This is a genomic window from Paenibacillus lignilyticus (genome assembly GCF_017942085.1).
Lineage (GTDB): Bacteria > Bacillota > Bacilli > Paenibacillales > Paenibacillaceae > Paenibacillus_Z > Paenibacillus_Z lignilyticus.
On record NZ_JAGKSP010000005.1, the window covers coordinates 278,768 to 301,052 of the forward strand.

25 protein-coding genes are annotated in these 22,285 nt (G+C 47.5%); 15 read left to right on the forward strand and 10 right to left on the reverse strand.

The window, feature by feature from the left end:
• The first annotated feature begins 53 nt into the window (after positions 1-53).
• The 5 genes from I8J30_RS33125 (at position 54) to I8J30_RS15230 (ending at position 4,892) form a co-directional block, all read left to right on the forward strand.
• The gene (locus I8J30_RS33125) at positions 54-671 is read left to right on the forward strand and encodes a phosphotransferase (RefSeq protein WP_276316133.1); all 618 of its coding nucleotides are present in this window, start codon (positions 54-56) and stop codon (positions 669-671) included.
• Positions 668-1,159 carry a P-loop NTPase family protein gene (locus tag I8J30_RS15215; protein ID WP_210659029.1) on the forward strand — a complete coding sequence of 164 codons (492 nt, stop codon included), beginning with the start codon at positions 668-670 and terminating at the stop codon, positions 1,157-1,159. The genes I8J30_RS33125 and I8J30_RS15215 overlap by 4 nt, the downstream gene beginning before the upstream one ends.
• Positions 1,160-1,249: 90 nt before the next feature.
• On the forward strand, positions 1,250-2,644 hold the full coding sequence (locus tag I8J30_RS15220) for a spore germination protein (RefSeq protein WP_210659031.1): 1,395 nt from the start codon (positions 1,250-1,252) through the stop codon (positions 2,642-2,644).
• A gap of 17 nt (positions 2,645-2,661) precedes the next feature.
• Positions 2,662-3,798, forward strand: a complete 1,137-nt coding sequence (locus I8J30_RS15225; RefSeq protein WP_210659034.1) for a Ger(x)C family spore germination protein — start codon at positions 2,662-2,664, stop codon at positions 3,796-3,798.
• A complete protein-coding gene (locus tag I8J30_RS15230) occupies positions 3,795-4,892 on the forward strand; it encodes a GerAB/ArcD/ProY family transporter (RefSeq protein WP_210659036.1) in 1,098 nt (365 codons plus the stop codon). Before I8J30_RS15225 ends, I8J30_RS15230 begins: the two co-directional genes overlap by 4 nt.
• Before the next feature lie 37 nt (positions 4,893-4,929).
• Here the strand turns inward: I8J30_RS15230 and I8J30_RS15235 are convergent, their stop codons facing one another.
• Positions 4,930-6,891 (reverse strand): glycoside hydrolase family 127 protein, encoded by a 1,962-nt coding sequence (locus tag I8J30_RS15235; RefSeq protein WP_210659038.1) that lies wholly within the window; start codon positions 6,889-6,891, stop codon positions 4,930-4,932.
• 141 nt (positions 6,892-7,032) lie between these two features.
• Between I8J30_RS15235 and I8J30_RS15240 the strand changes: the two genes are divergently transcribed.
• Positions 7,033-7,845 (forward strand): helix-turn-helix domain-containing protein, encoded by an 813-nt coding sequence (locus tag I8J30_RS15240; RefSeq protein WP_210659040.1) that lies wholly within the window; start codon positions 7,033-7,035, stop codon positions 7,843-7,845.
• Positions 7,846-7,856: 11 nt separating this feature from the next.
• Entirely contained in the window at positions 7,857-8,351 is a 495-nt protein-coding gene (locus I8J30_RS15245) for a GNAT family N-acetyltransferase (RefSeq protein WP_210659042.1), read from the forward strand.
• A 5-nt stretch (positions 8,352-8,356) separates the two neighbouring features.
• Here I8J30_RS15245 and I8J30_RS15250 read toward each other — a convergent pair whose 3' ends face one another.
• The 5 genes from I8J30_RS15250 to I8J30_RS15270 all read right to left on the reverse strand — a co-directional run bounded on the left by I8J30_RS15250 (position 8,357) and on the right by I8J30_RS15270 (position 13,614).
• Positions 8,357-9,442, reverse strand: a complete 1,086-nt coding sequence (locus I8J30_RS15250; RefSeq protein ID WP_210659044.1) for a GerAB/ArcD/ProY family transporter — start codon at positions 9,440-9,442, stop codon at positions 8,357-8,359.
• Positions 9,443-9,460: 18 nt separating this feature from the next.
• Positions 9,461-10,612 carry a Ger(x)C family spore germination protein gene (locus tag I8J30_RS15255; protein ID WP_210659046.1) on the reverse strand — a complete coding sequence of 384 codons (1,152 nt, stop codon included), beginning with the start codon at positions 10,610-10,612 and terminating at the stop codon, positions 9,461-9,463.
• A gap of 1 nt (position 10,613) precedes the next feature.
• Positions 10,614-12,107 (reverse strand): spore germination protein, encoded by a 1,494-nt coding sequence (locus tag I8J30_RS15260; RefSeq protein WP_210659047.1) that lies wholly within the window; start codon positions 12,105-12,107, stop codon positions 10,614-10,616.
• 138 nt (positions 12,108-12,245) lie between these two features.
• Positions 12,246-13,181: an SPFH domain-containing protein gene (locus I8J30_RS15265; RefSeq protein WP_210659050.1), complete on the reverse strand. Its 936-nt coding sequence runs from the start codon at positions 13,179-13,181 to the stop codon at positions 12,246-12,248.
• Between the two features lie 7 nt (positions 13,182-13,188).
• The gene (locus tag I8J30_RS15270; protein WP_210659052.1) at positions 13,189-13,614 is read right to left on the reverse strand and encodes an NfeD family protein; all 426 of its coding nucleotides are present in this window, start codon (positions 13,612-13,614) and stop codon (positions 13,189-13,191) included.
• 285 nt (positions 13,615-13,899) lie between these two features.
• Here I8J30_RS15270 and I8J30_RS15275 point away from each other — a divergent pair, with 285 nt between their 5' ends.
• From I8J30_RS15275 to I8J30_RS15290, 4 genes are all read left to right on the forward strand, one after another.
• On the forward strand, positions 13,900-14,271 hold the full coding sequence (locus I8J30_RS15275) for an iron chaperone (protein WP_210659054.1): 372 nt from the start codon (positions 13,900-13,902) through the stop codon (positions 14,269-14,271).
• Positions 14,272-14,284: 13 nt separating this feature from the next.
• Complete coding sequence (locus tag I8J30_RS15280; RefSeq protein WP_240548087.1) at positions 14,285-15,262, forward strand: D-2-hydroxyacid dehydrogenase family protein; 978 nt, start codon at positions 14,285-14,287, stop codon at positions 15,260-15,262.
• Between the two features lie 295 nt (positions 15,263-15,557).
• Positions 15,558-16,607: a class I SAM-dependent methyltransferase gene (locus tag I8J30_RS15285; RefSeq protein ID WP_210659056.1), complete on the forward strand. Its 1,050-nt coding sequence runs from the start codon at positions 15,558-15,560 to the stop codon at positions 16,605-16,607.
• Between the two features lie 142 nt (positions 16,608-16,749).
• Complete coding sequence (locus I8J30_RS15290; RefSeq protein WP_210659058.1) at positions 16,750-17,319, forward strand: histidine phosphatase family protein; 570 nt, start codon at positions 16,750-16,752, stop codon at positions 17,317-17,319.
• A gap of 80 nt (positions 17,320-17,399) precedes the next feature.
• Here the strand turns inward: I8J30_RS15290 and I8J30_RS15295 are convergent, their stop codons facing one another.
• From I8J30_RS15295 to I8J30_RS15310, 4 genes are all read right to left on the reverse strand, one after another.
• A complete protein-coding gene (locus tag I8J30_RS15295; RefSeq protein WP_210659059.1) occupies positions 17,400-17,831 on the reverse strand; it encodes a hypothetical protein in 432 nt (143 codons plus the stop codon).
• The gene (locus I8J30_RS15300) at positions 17,828-18,034 is read right to left on the reverse strand and encodes a helix-turn-helix transcriptional regulator (RefSeq protein ID WP_210659061.1); all 207 of its coding nucleotides are present in this window, start codon (positions 18,032-18,034) and stop codon (positions 17,828-17,830) included. The genes I8J30_RS15295 and I8J30_RS15300 overlap by 4 nt, the downstream gene beginning before the upstream one ends.
• A 214-nt stretch (positions 18,035-18,248) precedes the next feature.
• On the reverse strand, positions 18,249-19,322 hold the full coding sequence (locus I8J30_RS15305; RefSeq protein ID WP_210659063.1) for a phosphodiester glycosidase family protein: 1,074 nt from the start codon (positions 19,320-19,322) through the stop codon (positions 18,249-18,251).
• Positions 19,319-19,741 (reverse strand): hypothetical protein, encoded by a 423-nt coding sequence (locus I8J30_RS15310; protein WP_210659065.1) that lies wholly within the window; start codon positions 19,739-19,741, stop codon positions 19,319-19,321. Before I8J30_RS15310 ends, I8J30_RS15305 begins: the two co-directional genes overlap by 4 nt.
• A gap of 119 nt (positions 19,742-19,860) precedes the next feature.
• Here I8J30_RS15310 and I8J30_RS15315 point away from each other — a divergent pair, with 119 nt between their 5' ends.
• The 4 genes from I8J30_RS15315 (at position 19,861) to I8J30_RS15330 (ending at position 22,283) form a co-directional block, all read left to right on the forward strand.
• Entirely contained in the window at positions 19,861-20,817 is a 957-nt protein-coding gene (locus I8J30_RS15315; RefSeq protein ID WP_210659066.1) for an ATP-binding protein, read from the forward strand.
• Between the two features lie 24 nt (positions 20,818-20,841).
• Positions 20,842-21,723, forward strand: a complete 882-nt coding sequence (locus tag I8J30_RS15320) for a tetratricopeptide repeat protein (protein ID WP_210659068.1) — start codon at positions 20,842-20,844, stop codon at positions 21,721-21,723.
• Between the two features lie 172 nt (positions 21,724-21,895).
• Positions 21,896-22,120 (forward strand): helix-turn-helix transcriptional regulator, encoded by a 225-nt coding sequence (locus tag I8J30_RS15325; RefSeq protein WP_210659070.1) that lies wholly within the window; start codon positions 21,896-21,898, stop codon positions 22,118-22,120.
• Positions 22,110-22,283, forward strand: a complete 174-nt coding sequence (locus tag I8J30_RS15330) for a hypothetical protein (protein ID WP_210659072.1) — start codon at positions 22,110-22,112, stop codon at positions 22,281-22,283. Before I8J30_RS15325 ends, I8J30_RS15330 begins: the two co-directional genes overlap by 11 nt.
• Positions 22,284-22,285 lie beyond the last annotated feature (2 nt).

A 22,285-nucleotide genomic window follows, 5' to 3' on the forward strand; every position in this document is an offset into this window, starting at 1 on the left:
CCTACTTAGTCGGCGGTCGGATACCGGATTTACGATGGGCGAATCGACAATGGATGCGATCATGGATCCATGAATGTCAGAATTATCGGATCATGACGTCAACCCAAGTGCGTTCCGATTCAAATCCAAGATTGACCGCTATCATCGATCGCTTCAATCCATGTGAACTGCTAATCCAAGATTGGCTCCTAGAGCTGGAGCGATTACCGCGAACGTTTTCCCATCAAGATTTCTACGAGTTAAACATCATGTTGAACAACGCATATATCCAAGATCAGAAGCTCGCCGTGATAGATTGGCAGTTTGCCAGCATATCCGGAATTGGAGAGGATCTGGGGCGTTTCTTAGGATTGTCACTGAGCCGAGGGAATGTACCTGCAGACGAATTTCACGACTTTAAAGAACTACTTATTACCTCATATATTGAAGGATTGGGACGAGCCGGTTGGCATGGCGACGAGTCCTTTCCTCGATTCGGTTACCTGGCAGCCTTTGCTTTGCGTTCCGTTTGGGAAGTCCCGAAGCTACTGCGTAAAATGGAACAAGATGCAGAATCAGAAGCGTGTCAACGATTGCTGCTCATTACAGAACTACAGATGGAAGCGGCGAACGAGGCGGAACGCCTGAGACCGCTGGGTATCATTCCCGTGAAGAATCAGGTGAGAGCATGAAGAAGATTTTCATCGTGGGCATCGTAGCTAGCGGTAAAACAACGTTAGCCAAACGATTATCCCGTACAATGAATCTCCCTTGGTATGAACTGGATTCGATCGTTCATCCTGCAACACCTGAAGGCCGAGCGAAACGTACACCGGCTGAACAGCTTGAAGTCATTATGGATATTGATCGAGACGGAACGTGGATATTCGAAGGTACGGACCGTGAATCGTATCAATGTTTATATGAGATGGCAGACATCATTCTATTTGTGGATACACCGCTATGGAAGCGTAGAATTCGTATTGTTGTCCGGTTTCTCAAGCAAAATCTCGGTATCGAAAGCTGCAACTACAAACCGGATTTGAAGATGTTGAAAATGATGTATAAATGGACACAGGACTTTGAACGGAACAGAAGCCGATTCGAAGCCAAGCTCCAAAAATATCAAGATAAACTGATCCGACTACATGATAGTACTCATAAAGAAGTCCTGTTCTGATTGATGAGCAGGGCTTCTTTTCTTTTCTTGAATAAGGAAATCCAAATGCTCACATGATAAAACCGAGGTTTGGAAGGAGGTGGAAAAAGCATGGAGCCAAACTTTTCAGTCGATGTGAATGAAAGTGTGGACCTTAATTATGATGCATTACGCCATATTTTTGATAATTGTGCGGATATCGTATTTAGACCTTTAAAGCTCACGGATCAATCCAATATTCTACTCGTTTATATCGAAGAACTGACTGATTCAAATAGATTGGAACAAATTATTTCGGCATGCATGATAAGCCGTGATTTTGATCGGCTGACACAATATAAAATCGTTGTTCACTTTTCAGAAATTGCAGCAAAAATTTTAAAAGGGAGCACGGCCATATTTATAGACGGCAAGCCTTTTGCCTATATGGCAGAACTGACGAATTACAAACAACGTGCGATAGATGAACCGTCAAATGAAGCCTCCATTCGCGGTCCGCGTGAAGGATTTACCGAAGACCTCAAAACAAATTTAAGCATGATTCGAAGAAAAATCAGTCACCCGACATTAAAGTTTGAAATGCATCAAGCAGGCGAATTAACCAATACGGATTTTGTCGTTGCGTATATCGAAGAGAAGGTCAAGCCAGAACTGCTGCAAGAGGTCAGAAACAGACTTCAAGCTTTCCACACGAATCAGTTGCTCGACTCCGGATATATTGAAGAATTTATCGAGGACAGGTCCTTTTCCCTATTCCCGCAAATCCAAAATACGGAACGTCCGGACACTGTAGCCTCGAGTCTATTGGCTGGCAGAGTTGCCATTATCGTGGACGGATCTCCGAACGCATTGCTGCTGCCGATGACATTCTGGTCAGGCTTTCAAGCAGCGGAGGACCATTATGAACGTTTCATCTACGTCTCGGCGGTCAGAATTTTACGACTCTTGCTGGCCATGTTGTCTTGTTTACTTCCTTCCGTATACGTTGCGCTTACGACGTTCCATCCCCAGATGATTCCGCTTGCCGTGATGCTGAGCATTTCCGCTTCCAGAGAAGGAATTCCGTTTCCGACCGTAATCGAAACCTTGTTGATGGAATTGATGTTCGAAGGACTGCGGGAAGCCGGTCTGCGGTTACCTAAAGCCATCGGTTCAGCAGTGAGTATTGTAGGCGCGTTGGTGATCGGAGAAGCAGCTGTCCAAGCGGGCTTTATATCGGCTCCTATTGTAATGATCGTGGCAGGGACCGGCATTGCTTCCTTTGCTTTCCCAAGCTATAGTTTGGCTTTGCCGTTTCGCATGCTGCGGTTTCCGCTTCTAATCGTAGGCGGTTTCCTGGGGCTGTATGGTGTCGCCATCGGCGTCATCTTCATCATGATCCATCTTGTAACCCTAAAGTCATTCGGGGTTCCTTACTTAAAACCTGTATCTCCAATCGGAAAAAATATGTGGAAGGACACGCTAATACGATTAAATAAACGATTCGTACCGGCGCAACGAAAATAATGAGGAAAATAGGTTTATTGTCTTTGTTGCTAGTGACAATCCTCATCTCCGGATGTTGGGATCGGAATGAAATTAACGAATATGCCTTCTGGATTGGAACCGCTCTGGATTTATCGGAGGAGGGGATCCTGCAAAAAAGTGCTCAGATCGCAGTTCCCGCTGAATTCAAGGGGAGAGGGGGCGGCAGCCAGCATCGGGCAAATATTGTTCTGACTACGACGGGTTCTTCGATCGTAGATTTGGAACAACAAATTCAAGATAAGCTGCCCCGTAAGGTTTTTCTTGGACATCGCAGGTCGATTTTCATCGGAGAGAAGCTTGCGCGTAAAGGGATAATTGATATCATGGATCAATTTACGCGAAATACCGATACGCGCATGCGCACGGATATATTTGTCGCAAATAACGGAAAAGGGAGCGATATATTAAAAATCAACAGCCCTTTTAATCAGTTTTCTGCCATTGTAGCCGTAGATCAAGACCGGTATTGCCGTTTAGGAGACTCTGCTTTACGGGATGTCTTACTTGATGTGGGACGTGACGGGATCCGCCCCGCCATGCCGATGGTAGAGACATCACCGAATAATGAGCTGGAGAAAGGTAAAATCATCGAAGTGAAATCGGTTGCCATTTTTAATCGTCATTTGCAGATGGTAGGAGAAGTGTCGGGTAGAGAATCGCTGGAGTTGTTCTGGGTTAAAGGCGTATTGAAAAATCAATTTATTTCGCTCCAAACGGGGGAAGGAAGCGTATCTTTATTCGAAACCAACTTAAGGAAAACCATTCGTACCGAATTCGAAGGAAATAAACTTAAAGTGTACGTAAAGCTGGCAGGGACCGGAAGAATGCTTGAAAACAACACGAATATCGACATTTCGGTAACCTCGGAACGCGTTCCCTTAGAGCGTAAATTAAATGAAATGAAAGCCAAACAAGTTGAGGCAACCATTAAGAAACTGCAGCAACAGTTCGGACAAGACGTGTTTGGTTTCGGAGAAGAGGTTCACAGAGAACACCCTTACCGGTGGAAAGAAATCAAGAACAGATGGGATCAACTGTTCCCTGCAGCGGAGGTATCGGTTACCGTGAAATTGAAAATCCAGAATACGGGGGCAATAGGAAGACGAGTCCCGGGAATAGGAGACAGAAAGTGAAGATTTCTCCTTGGCAGTTGTTTTGGATGTTCACCACTTTAGAAATTTCAATGAGTATTTGGCTTACGGTGTCTCCTTCGATCGAGATTGCCAGACAGGACGCCTGGATATCGCTGGTAGTGGCTGGGGTCATCGGCTTATTCGTGACCCTGATTTGTCTTCGAGTGTCGCAAAGGCATTCTTCGCATACCTTGGTGGAGTTTGCCCAAAAGCTGTTTGGGAAGTGGATCGGAAAGCTGATCGCTGTATTGTATATTTTGATGTGGTTTTCCGTTTCGTCCGATATCTTGCGTATTTTTTCGTTGTTTATCAAGCAGTTTCTATTTCATAATACGCCGATTTGGGTTATCGCATCGCTAATGGTCGCTGCCATGGTATATATCAATTACGCCGGAAGCATCGAAGCGATCGCTCGTTTTAGCGAAATGGCCGGACCGTTGCTTCTGGTAGGCATCATCATTACATTCGGCTTAAACTTAACGAATCTGCATCCGTCTCTTATATTACCTATCTACGCAGATACCGGGATACAGTCTATATTGATGGGTTCTTTTGTGAACGCGTCGTTTCTAGGGGAGTCTATGATGATCATGATGTTAACCCCCTTTATCGCAAACTCGCAAAAGATGGTTAAGCCAACGCTGCTTGCGATTTTCGTTCCATCCGTGATCGCCGTTATGACGGCAATTATGGTCATTATGACGTTCGGAGCCAATATCGGTTCAACCTTAATATTCCCGTACTTCAGCATGGTCCGATTCATTAATTATCTGGAGTTTGTGCAAAACATGGATGTTTGGATCATGTTCATCTGGATCTTCAGCGTCTTCGTAAAGTTGGCGATTTACTTATTCATTAACAGTTATGGAACCGCGCAGCTGCTTGGCATCAAGAACTGGCGGAACGTAATCCTATTTGCGGCTATTCTCATATTCACGATCTCACTCGTGCCTGCAAACATTGTAGGGATGCTGGATTATGCGAAATACGTTTGGATCTTATATGTTTTCCCCATATTTATCGTAGGTTTGCCGCTCCTTTTTTTGCTCGTTAGCCTAGTCAGAGGACATTCACTCGCACAGCAACCGAAATAAATAAAACTTGAGCAAAAAAAAGCCGCGTAATCGCGGCTTATTCACGAATCCAAACCAGCATTTCCCCCGGCTTGCGATTACCCCACTGCGTATAAGGAACCGCATAGATACTCTGTTTCTCAAGCTTCAGCGATGAGGTCCTGTAGAGCGACGCGTTTGCCGGGTCCGAATCTTCTTGGCGAAACCCCTCGGCATGGAGCGCAACGGAATTACCAATATGGACGAGACGAATGTCAGCGTCTGCAGGAAGAATGAGATTGGGCAGGGATGAACCATTGTCCATTTCCTCAAAACAATACACGAGAGGTCCTCTCTGCAAAGCTACTCGGCCGGCATTAGCGCGAACGTTCGGATGGGCATAGATGCGCTTAGGTTCCATGTCGAGATCTAGGGAGATGACATCGCCTTCTTGCCAGTCATGAGTCAAGTAGGCGTAGCCTTGACGGATTTCAGGTTCTACAGGACTGCCGTTCAAGGTGAAAGCGGTTTGGTCCGACCATGACGGAATGCGCATGGCAATGCTGAAGACGCCATTTCCAGCCGCCGATGCCACGCGAAGACGAACATGGCCATTCCAAGGTAAGCCGCTCTCGAGTCTAAGGCTGACATTGCGACCGGCTAGCGTTAGATTCGTCGTATCTGTACCGATATACAGATGGGTGTAGAGCACATCCGGACCGGAAGTGAAGATGTACTGCCCGAGTGAGGAGAGAAGGCGCGATATATTCGGCGGGCAGCAGGCGCAAGCAAACCATTTTTGCCGGACGGACTTAATGTGATGTTTGCCTGGATTTCCTCTTCCTGCAGCAGGAAACACTTCAAGTGGATTGACGTAGAAAAAGCTCTTTCCGTCGATAGCCAGCGCTGCCGTAACCGTATTATAGAGTGCACGTTCCATCACATCACCGTATTCGCCGCTTGGTTCCAACTGCAGCATTCTTCTTGCGAAGAAGATTAGTCCGATCGATGCGCAGGTCTCGGAATAGTTCGTGTCATTGGGCAAGTCGTAGTCGAACGTGAACGCTTCGCCGTGATGCGTTGAACCGATACTTCCGGTTATATACATTTGCTTGTGCACTACATTGCTCCATAACCGCTTGCATGCAGCCAATAAACTTTCATCTCCCAGATGAAGAGCAAGATCGGCCATTGCGGCGTACATGTAGACCGCTCTAACCGCATGACCTGTTGCTGCTTCTTGTTCGCGTACCGGCTTATGGGCTTGCAAATACCGCAGATCCTGATGGTTATTCTGCACAACTCCAGGTGACCAATGGCTGATTCGACCGCGTTTCTCCCATTCCTCTACCAAGTAATTCGGCTGTTGCCCGCGCTCTTCAATGAGGAAGCTGGCCAGCTTCAAATAGTTCTCTTCTCCGGTGACTTCATAGAGCTTGACGAGTGCCAGTTCGATCTCCTGATGTCCATCATATCCGCGCAGCTGACCCGGATCATCCCCGAATTGGCCATCGATATGATCGGCCAATCGCTTGGCTACGCTCAGCAGAGCCGACTTACCGGTTCCTTGATAATAGGCTACGGCTGCTTCGATAAGATGGCCGGCCGTGTACATTTCATGGCAGTCCATCAAATTGGTCCAACGATTGCCAGGCTCGGCAATCGCGAAGTAGGTGTTCAAATAACCGTCTTCCTGTTGGGCGGAGGCAATTAGCGCGATCGCCTCGTCGGCAATAAGCTCCAGATCCGCATCCGGTGTAACTGCAAGGGAGTAACCGACAGCTTCCAGCCATTTGTAGATATCCGTATCTTGAAAAACAAAACCTCCGAAGTTTCCTGCTTCCAGCCCTGCAGCTATACGAAAGTTGCGTATCACGTGGCTGGGCTCCGCAGATTCAATTCGATCGTTCATCGCTTCCCATTGATAGGGAAGGACCGTATCTCGAATGAGATTTACGAAAGAAGACCAATATTGATCTTGGATATGAACGGCACGAAGATCTAGTGGTGAAGAAGAGGCAAGACTATGCTCGGTATTCATAGGTGGTTTCGCTCCTTTAGTTGAACTTGCAAATCTATCATAATGGAAGAGGGAATTGGCTGTCGGTAGACGAACTAGTAGATTAGGTGTCAAAAACTGACTTCATTTCAATGAACTCGCCAAGATAGGAGTTGCTGACGATTGCTTCCGCTTTATTTACATGAACCTTACCGTCTGGTAATGGGCGGTCAGTTTATGTCCGATGAAACATGGTCTCATATGGATCGGACGATATATGATTATGAACTGATTATTGGCGTTTCCGGAGTGGTGTTCATGGAAGCCGATGGTCTGATGTATGAGGTGAAAGCAGGGGATATCCTATTCCTGATGCCCGGAGAGCGACATCGCGGGTACCGGCTGTCTTCGCCGGGGGTGTCTTTCTATTGGTTTCATTTTCATCTGCCCGAAACGCTGGGGACTGAACCGTTACGCTCCGTACCTCGTTATGCGGAATGCTCGAATCAAAGCCGGGTCCATATATTAGCCCGGCAATTACTTCATGCTGCCAATGGCGGCTACCGGATTCCGCGAGCGGGGGACTATTTTCTGACCTGCCTGCTGATTGAATTGGCGGAGCAGCTAGAGCATTCGAATGAACTGGAAGCGATGGACCCGAGGCTTCCGCAACTGCTGGAGTGGACGCGCCTTCACGCGTTGGATCGCGATATTTCCGTTGAGCGGATTGCAGCTCATCTGGGCTATAACAAAGATTATCTCTCTCGGATGTTCAAGCAGAGATTCGGTTCCGGTCTTCTTACCTATATCCACCACATCAAGCTGGAGACCGCGAAGGAGATCCTCGCAGACTCGAAGCTGCATATCAAAGAAGTGGCTGTACAGGTAGGCATCCATGATGACAAACAGTTTGCCAAATGGTTCAAACGATTATCCGGCGTGACGCCGACGGCTTATCGGGAAGCTTTTGCACGGACGAGGTTAAATAAGCCATAAAGGGTGATTAGATGATTACAGTGAGACCTATGGAGCAGGATGATTTTGAGTTTCTGATGGATATGCATTATGAGTCGATTCATATTCCGGAAGGCAAGCCGCCTAAACACGAGCTTCTGAATGTACCTGCAATCAAGAAATACAGCGAGGGGTGGGGCAGAAGAGGGGATCGAGCTTTAATCGCATGGGACGATACGAAAGCAGTCGGCGCAGTTTGGTTTCGTTTATTCGATGAAACGGAGAAAGGCTACGGATTCGTTGATTGTGATACACCTGAATTAGGAATCGCAGTACTGCCTGATGTCAGAGGACAGGGCATTGGTAGCCGGCTAATAAACGAGATCATGCTGCTAGCTAAGTTTGACGGCTATAAGTCTCTTTCCTTGAGCGTCGACCCAGACAATCAAGCAGCGGTTTATATGTATGAAAAGCTTGGATTTGAGTATTGGGGGATGTGTGGGACTTCTTGGACGATGCAGGTAACTCTTAAAGACTCCTCCGATTGATTTATTTAAATCTTGGACATACGTTTTCTAATGCTGCCGATCATCCATAACAGCAGCGGGATACCGATAAGGAAGATGGGAAAAACGACATTTTTCCAGAAGCCGGAGAAGTCGATTTGGGATTCGTCCACATTACGAGGAAACAGCGCAATTGCAAATACGAGAACACCGACGATCCAAAGCAAATACCGCCATTTGCGAAAATGAAACAATTGAGCAGTCCCGTAGCTTGCCATGAACATATAGATGCTGACTTTGATGAAAACGGTGAAGCTCATCCCGACAACCAAGAAAATATCGAGGTTTTGAACAAACTCCATGACGGAAATGTATTGACTGATGGAATAGACAGGGTAAACCAGCTTGCCCGGAACGGTATTGCCTAATATCATCAATAAGTCGACGACACTGTTCAGTAGGATGAATCCGGCGATCCCTACACCCCATAAACCGGAGGATACCGCCTTCCCTTTATCCGTAAGAAAGGCAACCAGCATCACGATCATGACCGATTCGCTCATGAACGAAGCCGCCGGTGCGCTCCCTGTTATCACCGGGATCCAGCCCTCTGTGGGTTTGAGCGGGAGGAGACGATCCAGGTGCAAATCTTTAAGAGATAGGATTCTGAACAATAGGATGTTAAAGAGGATGAGAGGTCCGATGACCTCGCTGCAGCGTCCGACGATATGGATGCCACCGTGTACCGCATACAGGATGACTAACAAGATAAATAAGATGATGACCCATAATGGAGTCAGCACGAACAAGGCCATATGAACGAAGTCCGCGTATTGTCGCAGGATGAAGCCGGCTACGGCAATCCACAGAAGCAGGTACACGAATATAAGTGTCTTGCCTAACCATTTCCCTATAATTTTCGGTACAAATTCGACGAACGTATCCTCTGGATAGAGAAGGCTTAGCTTTACCCCGATATAGGTAACAAGCAAGGAAGCCAGAATAGCCAATAGGATGGCCAGCGGTGCGCCTTGCTTGGCCGCTTTGAAAGTCGGACTGAGTGTCAGCATGAGCGTCATGCCGACCTCCATCGAGAACAACAGCCAGAACAATTGATATTTCGTCAGCTTCATCTTAGAGCTCCTTACGGATTATTCAATATTGGGAGGCGGCCCTTGGAGCCCAATTCGCCGAAGTTTCACATGCGAATGAACGGTAACTTTCGCATCGGAGAACGCTTGCTCCCAGTTGGATTTCAATGCAGCCCAATCTTCGGGATGCTGTCGATTGAGCGCTTTTCCAAAATGGAACACATCCACTTTAAACTGCTTTTGTGCTTTTTGAATCGCATTCCAAACGGCCGTTTCGATATGATGGTTCAGCTCGGTCTCGTATAAGCGCAAATGTTCGGGATTTCGAAGATCTAATGCCGGAATGCTCTCGAGTACGACTCCGTTGCCTTTCAAGTCGACTTCAATGTTCACTCGACCGTCCTCGACTGCTGTACGGATCTCATTATTCGGGTTTCGGACATTTGCGTTGAACGTACCTTTACCGTCAGACAAAACCACTGTGACCGGAATGTTATCCGTTTCGCCGGTCACCCATAATCGGTAAACGGATTCCAATCGATCGAAATAACCGGCTAATTGCTCCTTACGGTTAAGAATAGCTCGTCCGTATAATTGAATCGTTTTTTTTCGGAGTTTCGTATCGTATATGATTTCAACGGCAGGAAGAGTCGGACCGCTTCCTTCCACGTTTTGTTCGATTAACAGCTCCAGCAACGAGTTGCCGGTTCTCTTGCCAATACTATGTCTTAATTTAGATAGGGCAATAGCAGGCATCTTCTCAAGCGGGTAGGACATTTGCATAAACGAAAGGGCGGATCCGCCTTTCACGACCCATATATCCGATTTGAGCCGGCTGTCGGGGTCACGAGTTACCGAGTCCATGAGGTTCGAGATGCCGACCTTTGCCATTTCTTCTCCGATGTAGATGTTATTGCGATGACCGCGGGTTATTTTTCGCGACAGCTTTAACTGCAAATCTAATAGACAGGTAGACACCGTGGTTCCGATGCCGGTTTCGATAAAGTACGATTGTTTCTCGCCACCGCCAGCTTCTCCGGTCTTCGTCGGAATCATGAATTGCCCAATCAGCAATAGCTTGCCATCCCCTAGCCAATCTACGCCGGAACCGAGCTCGAATAACCGGTCGTTCAATTCACGGCGATCCCAGCATCCGGTTAATAGAAGCAGGCAAATGATGGCCGCCAGCAAGCCAGGTCGTTTGCTCCGCATATTACCTCCGTGTAGCTTTTTTGATTATTGAGGTTTTTGGTGAAAACTTCTTCCACCAGGGAACGCGTATGAGAACGTCCTTGATTTGATCCGGCTGGAAAGGAGCGATAGGTGACAAATAGGGAACTCCGAACGACTCCAACTTCGCCATATGGACTAAGATAATCAGTGTCCCCATGGCGATTCCATACAAGCCAAGCGCTCCGGAAATAAGCAGAAGCGGAAACCGAAGGATGCGAAAAGGAATGCTCATGTTATAACGGGGAATGGCGAAGGACGCGATCCCGGTTAATGAGACGATGATGACCATCGGCGCCGATACGATTCCCGCCTGGACCGCTGCTTCTCCGATAACCAGGGCACCGACGATGCTAACGGCAGAACCTACGGCTTTGGGCAGGCGCACGCCTGCCTCGCGTAAGCCTTCGAACAGAAATTCCATCAGAAGGGCTTCGATGACGCCCGGGAACGGAACGCCTTCGCGAGCTGACGTGATGCTCAGCAAGAAGTTCGTAGGAAGCAGCTGCGGATGAAACGTCGTAATTGCGACATACATCGAAGGCAGGTACAAGGAAATAGTGAACAAAATAAATCGGGTCCACCTAACCAGCGTGGCATAGATGAATCGTTCATAGTAATCCTCGACGGCTTGAAATGCCGTCCAGAACGTGATCGGAACGATTAAGGCCAGCGGCGTTCCATCGGTTAGAATCGCGACTCTTCCTTCCATCAAGCTGGCTGCCACGATATCCGGGCGTTCCGTATTCATGACTTGCGGGAAAGGACTAAATGATGTATCTTCAATGAATTCTTCGATATAACCGGATTCCAGGACGATATCCATTTGAATGTCGGACATTCGCTGTTTGACGAGTTCCACCAAGTCATGACGCGCTTTTCCTTCTATGTAGGCGATAATGAGTTTGGTCTTGGAATACGTTCCAAGCGTAACAGAGACAAACTTAAGTTGTGGCGATTGAATTCTTCGACGCAGGAGACTTGTATTGGTTAGAAGGGTCTCGGTAAAGCTTTCCCTAGGCCCGCGGATGGCCACCTCGTTAGCCGGTTCTTCGACTCCCCGGTGCTCGGAGCCGGACATATCCAGAATAATCGCTTCCGACTCGCCTTCAACGATCACTACCAGACATGCTCTCAAGACCGATTCGACGATGACTTGTAGACGGCTTTCGTTCCGGATCGGCCGTACGACGGCAAAATGCTCTTGCAAAATCGGGAAGTCGACCGTATCTTTGCCAGCGGGGGTACCGCTTTTCTCTAGTAGCCAGGATTGAAAGAGCGGCGACTTGATTTCGTTCTTATCGATCATGCCGTCAACGTAAACCATGAGAATCGTGCAAGTGTCGGACAAATTAACCCGTTGAAAGATGATGTCGAAGCAGTGCTCGAATAATTGACGCAGCAGCGCTTCATTCTCGGCCAAGTCGGAGCTGATTGATTCCCGGGGATAGGAAACAGGATTTCGAGAGGCGATCAAGTCGTCACAGCTCCCTCAATTTTTCCATATTATGCTACGCAATGCGATCCATTATACCGTTAAGTGGATATAGAAAAAGGCTGCCGACTGTAATCGGTAGCCTTTAACACGCAATAGGGGAAAACGTACCTGCATCATTTATTTGGGATTGGTAATATCGAATATTTTACCGATCATTCCGGCGGAACCGAGCGCATTCACGGCGTCCGTTGGAATAAAGATCGTAGTAGCTCGACCCTCCGCCATTTGACTGAGCGCCTCGAAGGATTTATAGGCGAGTATTTGGGCATCCAGACCGGCTACTTTAATAGCCTCGATTCTTGCTCGTTCCGCGTTTGCGACATGCTTAATGGCTTCCGACTTTCCGATCGCTTCCAGCTCCTGCGCTTTCTGCTTGGCTTCCGCATCCAAGATCTGACGCTGTTTCTCCGCTTCCGCAGCAAGGACGACCGCAGCTCTCTGCGCCTCAGCACGCAATACGGTGGATTGCTTCTCACCTTCGGCCTGCAGGATGATAGCACGTTTCTCGCGCTCCGCCCGCATTTGTTTCTCCATCGAATTCTGAATATCGGCAGGAATGGCCAATTGCAGCACCTCGACGCGCTCGATTCGCACACCCCAATTCTCCGATGCCTGGTCGAGAACCAGACGCAGATCCGTTTGGATACGGTCACGGTTGGAGAGGATTTCGTCCAATTCCATCTTGCCAATCGTCGCGCGCAGCGCTGATGCTACGATATTATGTATACCTCCAACGTAATTGGCAATGCCGTAAGTCGCGAGCTTCGGATCAACAACACTGAAGAACGTGGCAAGCTCTATGCCGATCGCAACATTATCCTTCGTTATGACGGATTGAGAGGGCACCGTTTCTTGATGTATACGAAGATCATGGCGAAGCCGAATCTTATCGATGACCGGGATAATCAAGTTCACTCCGGCATGAAGCGTTTTATTGTATTTTCCCAGTCTCTCCACAATCGCAACGGTTTGCTGCGGAATTATGCGAATCCCCTTGATTACGATGGCAACGACTACGGCCAATATAACGATAAATACGATAATGCCGACCAATCTGCATCTACTCCTTTGTCACGATTAATTTGGTAACTCGGACCTCTGCGACAATAACTTTATTTCCTTCTTCAATCTTTTCATTAGCAACCGCGGACCATATTTCGCCATGAAGCTTGACCAAACCGGCCTCATCCGGAGATATGGTCTGCACGACAAATGCCTCTTGACCCACTAAATAATCGGATAGCTGGGGGATCATGGACTTCGAGGTCGAAGGGATCAATTTACGAAGGAGCGGCAGCAAGAAGATATACATAAGGGCAATGGCGACAACAAAGGTGAAGCATTGAACCAGTATCGGGAGACCGGCAAGTGCGGTAATCATGGTGAGGATGGATGCGGCGGCAAGGAGTAGAAAATAGAACGTCCCCGTATGCAGCTCGATCAGTACGAGCACGGCGGTCAGAATCAGCCAAGCTAACGCGTACATGAATCTCCTCCTTCACAAAGCGTCCATTTCTATTCCTATGTTTCTACTTCTTGTTCAGAACATCGGCAAGCGATATTTGCCAATAAAATCCTGCAAAAGGTTGTCTCATCCCCTATACTAATAGAGTAAAACAACGAAGCAGAATGAGGACATGTCACCGGGACATCTTAATGCCAAGGAGTACATTCGCGTTAAGACGTACAAGAGGCTTTCGCCGACGGCACGTTATCTGCTTCATGTCGAGTGGGACATGATTTGAGCTTATTTATACTAGGAGGGTACAGCGTGGAGGTTTTTGCAGACTATTTAGACGGAATTGAAAACCCGCAGCATCGGGCTCGGACGGAAGAAGTTTTGGAGTGGGTAGCCAAAACATTTCCGGGGCTGGAGCCTAAATTCGCATGGAAACAGCCCATGTATACCGATCATGGCACTTTTATTATTGGCTTCAGCATATCCAAACAACATTTGGCGGTTGCTCCTGAGAAAGCGGGGATGAATCAGTTTGCTGATCGGATTAAGCAGGCTGGCTATGATCAAACCAAGCTGTTATTTCGTATTGGATGGGATAGTCCGGTAAATTATGAGTTGCTGGAGCAAATTATCGAATTTAATCGCATGGATAAAGCAGATTGCTCCACTTTCTGGCGAATATAAGGAGGTGCCGGGGATGACGAAACTTCGATGTGCAATTCTGGACGATTATCAGAAAGTAGCGTTGACTGCAGCCGATTGGTCGCCCATTCTGGATCGGGTGGAGGTTAAGCACATTACTTGGCATATTGATCAACAGGATGAACTGGTCGAGCTAATCGCTGATTGTGAGATTGTGGTCATGATGCGTGAGCGGACTCCATTTCGAGCCTCTCTGCTGGACCGACTTCCTCGCCTGAAGCTGCTGGTTACGACAGGTATGCGCAATGCCTCGATTGATTTAGAAGCAGCCGCATCAAAAGGGATTACGGTATGTGGTACGGGAGGTGCCGGTAATTCAACAGCCGAACTTACTTGGGCTCTGTTGCTGGGGTTAGCTCGAAATATCGTACAGGAGCATCATGCAATCCGAAGCGGTCAGTGGCAAAGCACGATCGGCGTAGATTTGTACGGCAAGACGCTCGGTGTGCTGGGCCTTGGTAAACTGGGCAGCCAGATCGCGAAGTTTGGACAAGCGTTCGGGATGGATGTTATGGCATGGAGCCAAAATTTGTCGCAGCAACGCGCGGACGAGGCAGGAGTAAGATTAGCTGCTTCCAAGGAGGAGCTTCTGGAGAACAGTGATTTTGTGTCGATCCACCTTGTGTTGAGCGACCGGACACGAGGACTGATTGGCGCTGCGGACCTCAAACGAATGCGCCCTTCAGCATTTCTGATCAATACTTCTCGCGCACCGATCGTCGATCAAACCGCACTCGCCGAAGCCTTACAGAATAGCTGGATTGCCGGTGCCGCAGTGGATGTATTTGAAGTGGAACCATTGCCAAAGGACGATCTATTCCGGTCGCTTCCGAATCTGCTAACTACCTTCATATCGGGTATGTTTCACAAGCCAATTATGAGGCATTTTATAGAGACATCGTGCAAGATATCGGAGCTTATTTATCCGGAGAGCCGATACGGATTATTTCCTAGCGGTGGATGTATTACATAGGTAGAAAGAGTGCGAGCCGGTGGCGGTTTGCACTCTCTTTGTGTTGCTCGAATCTGCGAGCGGTGTATTAGTAATTGGAACATTCTATGCAATAATGCAAATCCAACAAATTGTCGTCGCCTGTGACACACCGGAGACAGGTGCAGCATGGGACATTTCCAAATTCTATCTGGCTGGTGGCAAAATTACTTAACGGTCTTCTTTAAGAAAACCTTCCAATTCTTATTGGGTGGTTTTTCGAATATACAGTAAAGTACCGGAGAAGGATATGATCCCACTTCGAGGAGGTCATCCATTGGATTTTAATAAACTACTGCACTTGAACCTGGGCGCATACACGCGCAATATCCCCCTTAAGAATTCTTTCGGCAACGTGTATCCGGTACTAAATGATGAACTTCTGACACAAATGCTTGATATTCAGCCGGGTGAGACAGTTCTCGATATTGGCGGCGGCTCCAATCCGTTCTCTCGCGCGAATACGGTGACAGAGCCTTTCCTAACCCATAACGCTCATCGTTCCTGGGCCGGGATTGATACTCGTTTTGATTATGTGGAATGTTTCGCGGAGAAATTGCCTTTCCAAGATAAGAGCTTCGATTTTGCGCTTTCTCGCCAAGTGTTCGAACATACCAACTCTCCCCTAGACGCTTGTGAAGAAATGATGCGAGTCGCCGAGCGTGGGTTTATCGAAACGCCGCAGAAAATCTTCGAGCTGCTGCTGGGACCTAATCCGTCTCATAATTGGTTTGTTTCGCTGCAGAGCGATACGATTATATTCGAGCGGCGGCAGTTCATTCGCCACCCGCTCGGTCATCTCTCGCTAAGCGCAGTACCTTCCTCGCCGGAGCTTCAAGTGCTCACGCATTGGGAACTCAAAAACCTCAGCAATGTGCAATATTACTGGGAAGGTGCTATTAAATATGAGGTGTTCGATGATCCGGCCGGGTTTGATTATAACAAACAGGACCATGCCTCCCAGTCACATCTCGACGTTGCGCTATGCGCGCTCCGGCAAGGCGGTCATTATCTTGATCACCGGGAAGCGGATGCGAGGGAGGCCGTGCGACTAAAGCCCGATTGGGCTCTTGCTCGCAGCACGCTGGGCATCATCCTGTGGCGACAAGGCAAACTTCTTGAAGCAGCAGCCGAGTTCGCAAACGCAAATAAGCTTGACTCTCGAGAAGAATACGCGCATAATGCTCATTTGCCTGCCGGTGATTCGCCTGTGCTTGTTGGCTTCGAAGATACACTCGCGATGGATGAAACGTTCTACAAACGGTTTAGTCTGTGCAGCTATTTTGATATGAATGCGTATCTGCATCGGCCACATGTGATCCTTTGAAGTAGAGAAGAGAAGCGATGATTCGCTTTTCTTTTTATTTTCCACGGAACTTACAAGTAAAGGAAAGAGCATCTTCATGAACGAATAGTTAGGAGTAATTCGAATCAATCCATACTTGAATTGACTCACGGCAGGAGGTCCTATGAGAACTTATATTTACATGGTAAGACATGCGGAATCGCCAAAGTCCGATCCCAATGAGCGAACACGAGGGCTCACGGGCAAAGGTTGGACTGATTCGCGAAAAATAACCGAAATGCTCAAAGAAGAAGGCATTGATACTTTTATATCCAGCCCCTATCGGCGAGCGGTGCTGACAATCGAGGAACTAGCCAGCAGCTGCGGTAAAGAAATCATTCTATTCGAAGATTTGCGTGAAATGACGTTCTCGAGCGCTGATGGCACTATGACCGATAAGGATTTTTATCTATTTGTGGAGAAGATGTTCCGCGACCCTGATCTCTCGTTGCCCGGCAGCGAAACGATTAAAGCGTGCATGGATCGTGCTGTTAAGGTAGTAGCGGAAATTCTTGTGAACTTTAGGGGTCAGAAAATCGTTATCGGCACGCATGGCATGGTTATGACGTTAATGATGCGGTATTTTGACAGTCAATATAATTACGAGTTTCTGTTACAGACCTCAAAGCCTGATATTTACATCATGGAATTCGATGGGGAAGTGCTGGTAGGCGTACAGAGAATGTGGCGGTAGAAGGCGAATTTGTCTCAACACTGGCATGAAAAGGAGTAATTTTATGATTACTCCTAAAGAAGTACAAAAATATTAGTGCATTACATTTCTTTATAGTACTTGAAACGGTAATAAGAGCAATAAACAAGTATAAACAAAAAGGTGAATACCAGCAGCAATACCACGATTATATCAATACCCATCAAAGCAACTGCCGTAATTAAAGCTCCGAACACAAAAACCATCATGTCATAAGCTTTCGCTTTTGCCCGATTGGCGATTGCCAAATTTCGCTCATCATTCCGGTCAATCTCCAGCTGCTTTGCTGCTGTGGGATCCTTTTTCATTGCGCTTCGGAGGATGATTTCTCCCACACCGAGACCAAATAAGCCACAGCCAAGTCCAACACAGATATATGGCAACGCTCGCAGCACACCTTGCGGATCTTCAATTGTTTTGATGAAATAAACACCGCAAGCTAGCAGTCCTATGCCTGCAACGGTAAGGAAATAATACGAAAGCGTTTTGTTCATACGTTCTCTTCCTCCTCATAAATAAAGATTTCTTCGATACTCATACCGAAAAAGCGAGCAATCTTGAACGCTAACAGGATCGAGGGGTTATAGCGTCCGTTTTCCAGCGAACCGATCGTTTGCCTGGACACTTCAAGAGCCGCAGCTAATTCTTCTTGCTTAATTCCGCGTTGTTTGCGGATTTCTTCTAAACGGTTGTTCAATGCGTCGACCCTCCTTACGGAAAGCTAACTTTCCATATGAGAAGCTTACCGTGAATTGAATGCAATGTCAAGCGAGCTTTCCATTTTGATGAACAAGAGAATTTGGATTCAGTAACTTTCTTCGAATTATAACGAGGTAAATAAGAGGGAGTTTATCCACTTGTAAACAAAACAGGCTGCCTCGCGGCAGCCTGTTTGATTTCCATAAGGAACTTTATTTGAAAAATAGGAAATGGGTCGGTACCGGTCGAAGTTGTCCGTCCGACGGGTGATTTACGACGCGGCCATTAAAGACGAGAGATGACGACCCGCCACCGTCAAGGTTATAGCCATCGATCGCGCCGAATCGCTGAAGTAACAGCTGTGATTCCTGAAGTGTCGCGCCAGAGCTGCCATTCTCGTTGCGCCCGTCGATAACGAGGAAGAGAAGCTGATTGTCTTTATAATTGGCGATTATAGTCCGTGGCGCACGTAAGGGGCTGGTCCGCCACTTGTCAGGAATCGGAAGGGCATTGCCGTTATGCAAGAGGACCGGTACAAATGAAGCGCCGAATCTTGGATTCTCACTGTCCAGGTGAGATTTGCTCCTATATTTGCCACCGATCAGCTCCAGCTTATCGTTAAGCCCAACGAAGAACAAATCCTTATATGACGGAGCAAAGCCATTCAAATAGTTGCCGTTCATCACAGTGGTGCCGAGCGGATAACGCTTGTTGCCATCATCTGCGAAGCCGCCGGCATTAACGCCGGCAATGGCATTGTATCGATCAACGGCAGCGAGCGTTGTTTCAGCTCCGCCGTTCTTGTCTTGACCGAGCACCATTTTCATCGCTTTGGGCGATTTTAGCTTGACCTTCAGCGCATAGCCGTTAAAGTGCTGCGCATGAATCACAAAAAGCTGCGCACGAACGTTATCAGACTCAATCTGCTGCGTCGGTGCACCGATCTTCCGCGTAATGCGGCGGTCATAGATGCGATATGGCCTGTTTGTCTGTGAGACGGCGATGGAGACGATGGCATCCATGTTTCTGTTCGTAGTGGTATAAAGCTGAATTGATTTCTTGAGTGACTTCGCAGTGACGAGTGCCGTCTTCTTCGCTTGGTCCAAACCGGCTGTCAGCTTCGCGGTATCCGCCGGCACGGTTGCATGCGTTAATGCATGCTTCGGATACGAACTGTCCGGAAGTGTGATAGACAGTTCCGAAACCATCAGCCAAATGATTAGCCCGATGAACGGGGCGCATGCCATAAGAAAGAAACGGTTGATTTGCTTGATATTCAACGTCATTTCAGCACATCCAAACTTTTCTGCAGTTCGGCCAGTTTTTTCTTAACCTCATTCAGCTGCGTGAACAGTTTATTGCTATTGTCGGTTTTTGAATTCGTATTATCTTTAGTAAACTCCAAAAGTTCGTTAAGCGCGTCAACTTTGCCTTGCACCTTATTCAGTTCGCCTGAAAAATCGGCCTGCATCTGCTTCAGCTGCGCATCGTAATTTTGCTGCATTGTCGTAATTTGCTGCGCCGTTTGAACGCTTATGTCTTGTGTCAATTTGTCCTTCACTTGACCGGTATACCAGACTGCGCCTACTATGCCACAGCTGATCAACAGCACCCAGGCTGCAAGAAACATAGGGACAGATGGCTTTGATTTGCGGGAAGTTCTCTCGAGAGATCGGTTTGCCGACGTCGGGACATTCGTTTCCATGCTATGAATCGCTCCTCTTACTATCATTCAGAACTTATATTCTACCACAAAAGTACTAGGGGAAAAAGAAAGGATAATATGCTACTATTTTCATAAAGAGTGTTAAGGAGGGAATCCAATTGTCAGATCATGACGAATTATCGGAAAGACGAAAGAATAAGTTGAAGCTTATTCAATTCAACCAGGATGACCAATCCATCATTGAATCAGATAAACCGAAGGAAACCTTTGAAGATGTCGGTGGTCTTGAAGATGTGAAGAAGAAGATTCGGATGAACTTCATTCTCCCTCTGAAGCAGCCGGAAATTTTCAAAGCCTATGGCAAACAAGCAGGCGGAAGTCTACTGTTGTTTGGCCCTCCCGGATGCGGGAAGACTTTCCTCGCGCGTGCGGTTGCCGGTGAGATTGATGCGAATTTTATTCATATCGAGTTGCAGGCTATTCTGTCCATGTATGTGGGACAAAGTGAGCATAATTTACATGATGTATTTCAGAAAGCGCGTGAAAATAAGCCATGCGTTATCTTTATCGATGAACTGGATGCCATGGGCGGAAGCCGGCATCAGATGAGGCAGCATCATGAGCGCATGCTCGTCAATCAGCTGTTGACCGAGCTCGACGGATTACAAGCCGGCAATGATCAGGTGTTTGTCATTGGTGCAACGAATACGCCATGGTATCTGGATTCTGCTTTGCGGAGACCGGGGCGGTTCAACCACCTGGTATTCGTTCCGCCGCCGGAGGAGGAAGAGCGGAGTGCTATCCTGAAACTGAAGCTTGCGGATAAGCCAACAGCCTCACTGAACTTGTCCAAGCTGGCAGCGGAAACGAAGTTGTTCTCCGGTGCGGATCTGGAACAAGTCGTCAAGGATGCTGTGGATTACGCAATGGAGCGGACGTTTGAGACGGGTGAAATTCAGCCGATCATGCAGGAAGATCTCCGTAAATCACTGAAAGCACGGAAGGCTACAACCATTGAATGGTTCTCAACCGCAAGAAACTATGCCACATTCAGCGATGTGAACGGTGATTACCAGATCGTGCTGGACTACGTGAAGAAGCATGGTATCAAATAGCCGAATAATCGGGAGGATCGTTCAATGGAAGGAACTATACGTCCGGCAACTTCTACAGCCTACAGTGCCGTCTATCAGCTGATTGCCTGGAAACGATATAAGGAAGCATTGGTTGAAACGGAGAAACTGCTGCGGGATGATCCGCATGATCCGGATCCGTATGCCATATATGCTCAAATCTTTACGTTTATGGGGGAGTATGAGAAAGCCCAGCATTGGGCGAAAGAAGCATTGAGTCGGGATCCCGAACATCATTTAGGCTGGTATGTGCGCGTTTCGGTTTATTATGAGACCGGTAATGAGAAAGCCTTTGAGAAGGCACTCCAAGAAGCGCTGCGCATAAACCCATACGAATCCCACTATTATTATTTAGCGGCCAATCAATTGAACAAGAAGGGCAAGTTTAAGGAAGCGAAGATTCAAATAGTGACGGCCCTTGAGCTGGATGCCGAGAATCCCCAATATTTGGCTGTTCTCAGTTATATCGAAGCTCTTCTTGGTGAAGCGGTTGAATCCAGGAGATTGGACCGTGAAGCAATCCGTTACGGAGCCGAAGAGCCTGTCGTCTTGATGTATCTTGCATGGGCAGCTGCGAGCCGTAATGAGTATAAACTGCAAGAGACTTATATGCGCAGCGCGATCCGGTTGAATCCCGATGAGAAGCAGTACCAGGATGAATATTTGGAATCGCTTCGTCATCACTATTTCCTTTATCGAATCTGTATGTGGCCTAATAAATTATTACGCAAAATGAAGCCATGGCAAATCTTACTATTATGGATTGGCAGCTGGATCTTGTTCAAGCCACTCGTAGTGGTTTTTATTGTCCTACATATTCTGGCCCATTGGTCGACAAGAGCCATCGTTCACATCAGTGTGTTCGGCTGGCGCAGACGGAGGACATAATAGTCCGTATAAAGAAGTGAAGTCTAGGTAATAAATAGGCGATTGCGAGGCTGTCGGATTCAATCCGGCAGCCTCGCTTCGTTATGGGTGTGTAAACATTTATAGTCAAAATGTATGTTATAATATACAAAATGACAATAATCATGTATGATTCGAATGTGGAGGTGATGAAGTGGGTGAATTACGCAACCGCGTCCGAGAGCTGAGGGCTCGCGATCGCTTGTCGCAAGGCGATCTCGCCCAATTAATCGGGGCATCCAGACAAACGATTGCCTTAATCGAAAGAGGGGATTACGCTCCTTCGATCGTATTGGTCTTGAAGATCTCGGCTGTTTTTCACGAACAAGTGGAGTCCATATTTTTCCTGGAAGGGGATGGGGAGAACAATGAACAATAAATCGAAAAAAATCAGCGCGCTGTATTTGGTATTCATGATGGCCGTTGGAGGGGTTTGCGGTTTCCTACTGACCAGCGAGTCGATTCCGCATCCGGACAATTTATCGTTTAACCCCGGGATCTATTACGATTACGATGTTATCTTTGGGATTATAATCGGATGAAG

Bases quoted from the DNA above. Each gene is read 5' to 3' on its own strand.
- I8J30_RS33125 (WP_276316133.1), top strand. From the start codon at position 54: ATGCGATCATGGATCCATGAATGTCAGAATTATCGGATCATGACGTCA.
- I8J30_RS15215 (WP_210659029.1), top strand. From the start codon at position 668: ATGAAGAAGATTTTCATCGTGGGCATCGTAGCTAGCGGTAAAACAACG.
- I8J30_RS15220 (WP_210659031.1), top strand. From the start codon at position 1,250: ATGGAGCCAAACTTTTCAGTCGATGTGAATGAAAGTGTGGACCTTAAT.
- I8J30_RS15235 (WP_210659038.1), bottom strand. From the start codon at position 6,891: ATGAATACCGAGCATAGTCTTGCCTCTTCTTCACCACTAGATCTTCGT.
- I8J30_RS15245 (WP_210659042.1), top strand. From the start codon at position 7,857: ATGATTACAGTGAGACCTATGGAGCAGGATGATTTTGAGTTTCTGATG.
- I8J30_RS15250 (WP_210659044.1), bottom strand. From the start codon at position 9,442: ATGAAGCTGACGAAATATCAATTGTTCTGGCTGTTGTTCTCGATGGAG.
- I8J30_RS15255 (WP_210659046.1), bottom strand. From the start codon at position 10,612: ATGCGGAGCAAACGACCTGGCTTGCTGGCGGCCATCATTTGCCTGCTT.
- I8J30_RS15270 (WP_210659052.1), bottom strand. From the start codon at position 13,614: ATGTACGCGTTAGCTTGGCTGATTCTGACCGCCGTGCTCGTACTGATC.
- I8J30_RS15280 (WP_240548087.1), top strand. From the start codon at position 14,285: ATGACGAAACTTCGATGTGCAATTCTGGACGATTATCAGAAAGTAGCG.
- I8J30_RS15290 (WP_210659058.1), top strand. From the start codon at position 16,750: ATGAGAACTTATATTTACATGGTAAGACATGCGGAATCGCCAAAGTCC.
- I8J30_RS15295 (WP_210659059.1), bottom strand. From the start codon at position 17,831: ATGAACAAAACGCTTTCGTATTATTTCCTTACCGTTGCAGGCATAGGA.
- I8J30_RS15305 (WP_210659063.1), bottom strand. From the start codon at position 19,322: ATGACGTTGAATATCAAGCAAATCAACCGTTTCTTTCTTATGGCATGC.
- I8J30_RS15310 (WP_210659065.1), bottom strand. From the start codon at position 19,741: ATGGAAACGAATGTCCCGACGTCGGCAAACCGATCTCTCGAGAGAACT.
- I8J30_RS15320 (WP_210659068.1), top strand. From the start codon at position 20,842: ATGGAAGGAACTATACGTCCGGCAACTTCTACAGCCTACAGTGCCGTC.
- I8J30_RS15330 (WP_210659072.1), top strand. From the start codon at position 22,110: ATGAACAATAAATCGAAAAAAATCAGCGCGCTGTATTTGGTATTCATG.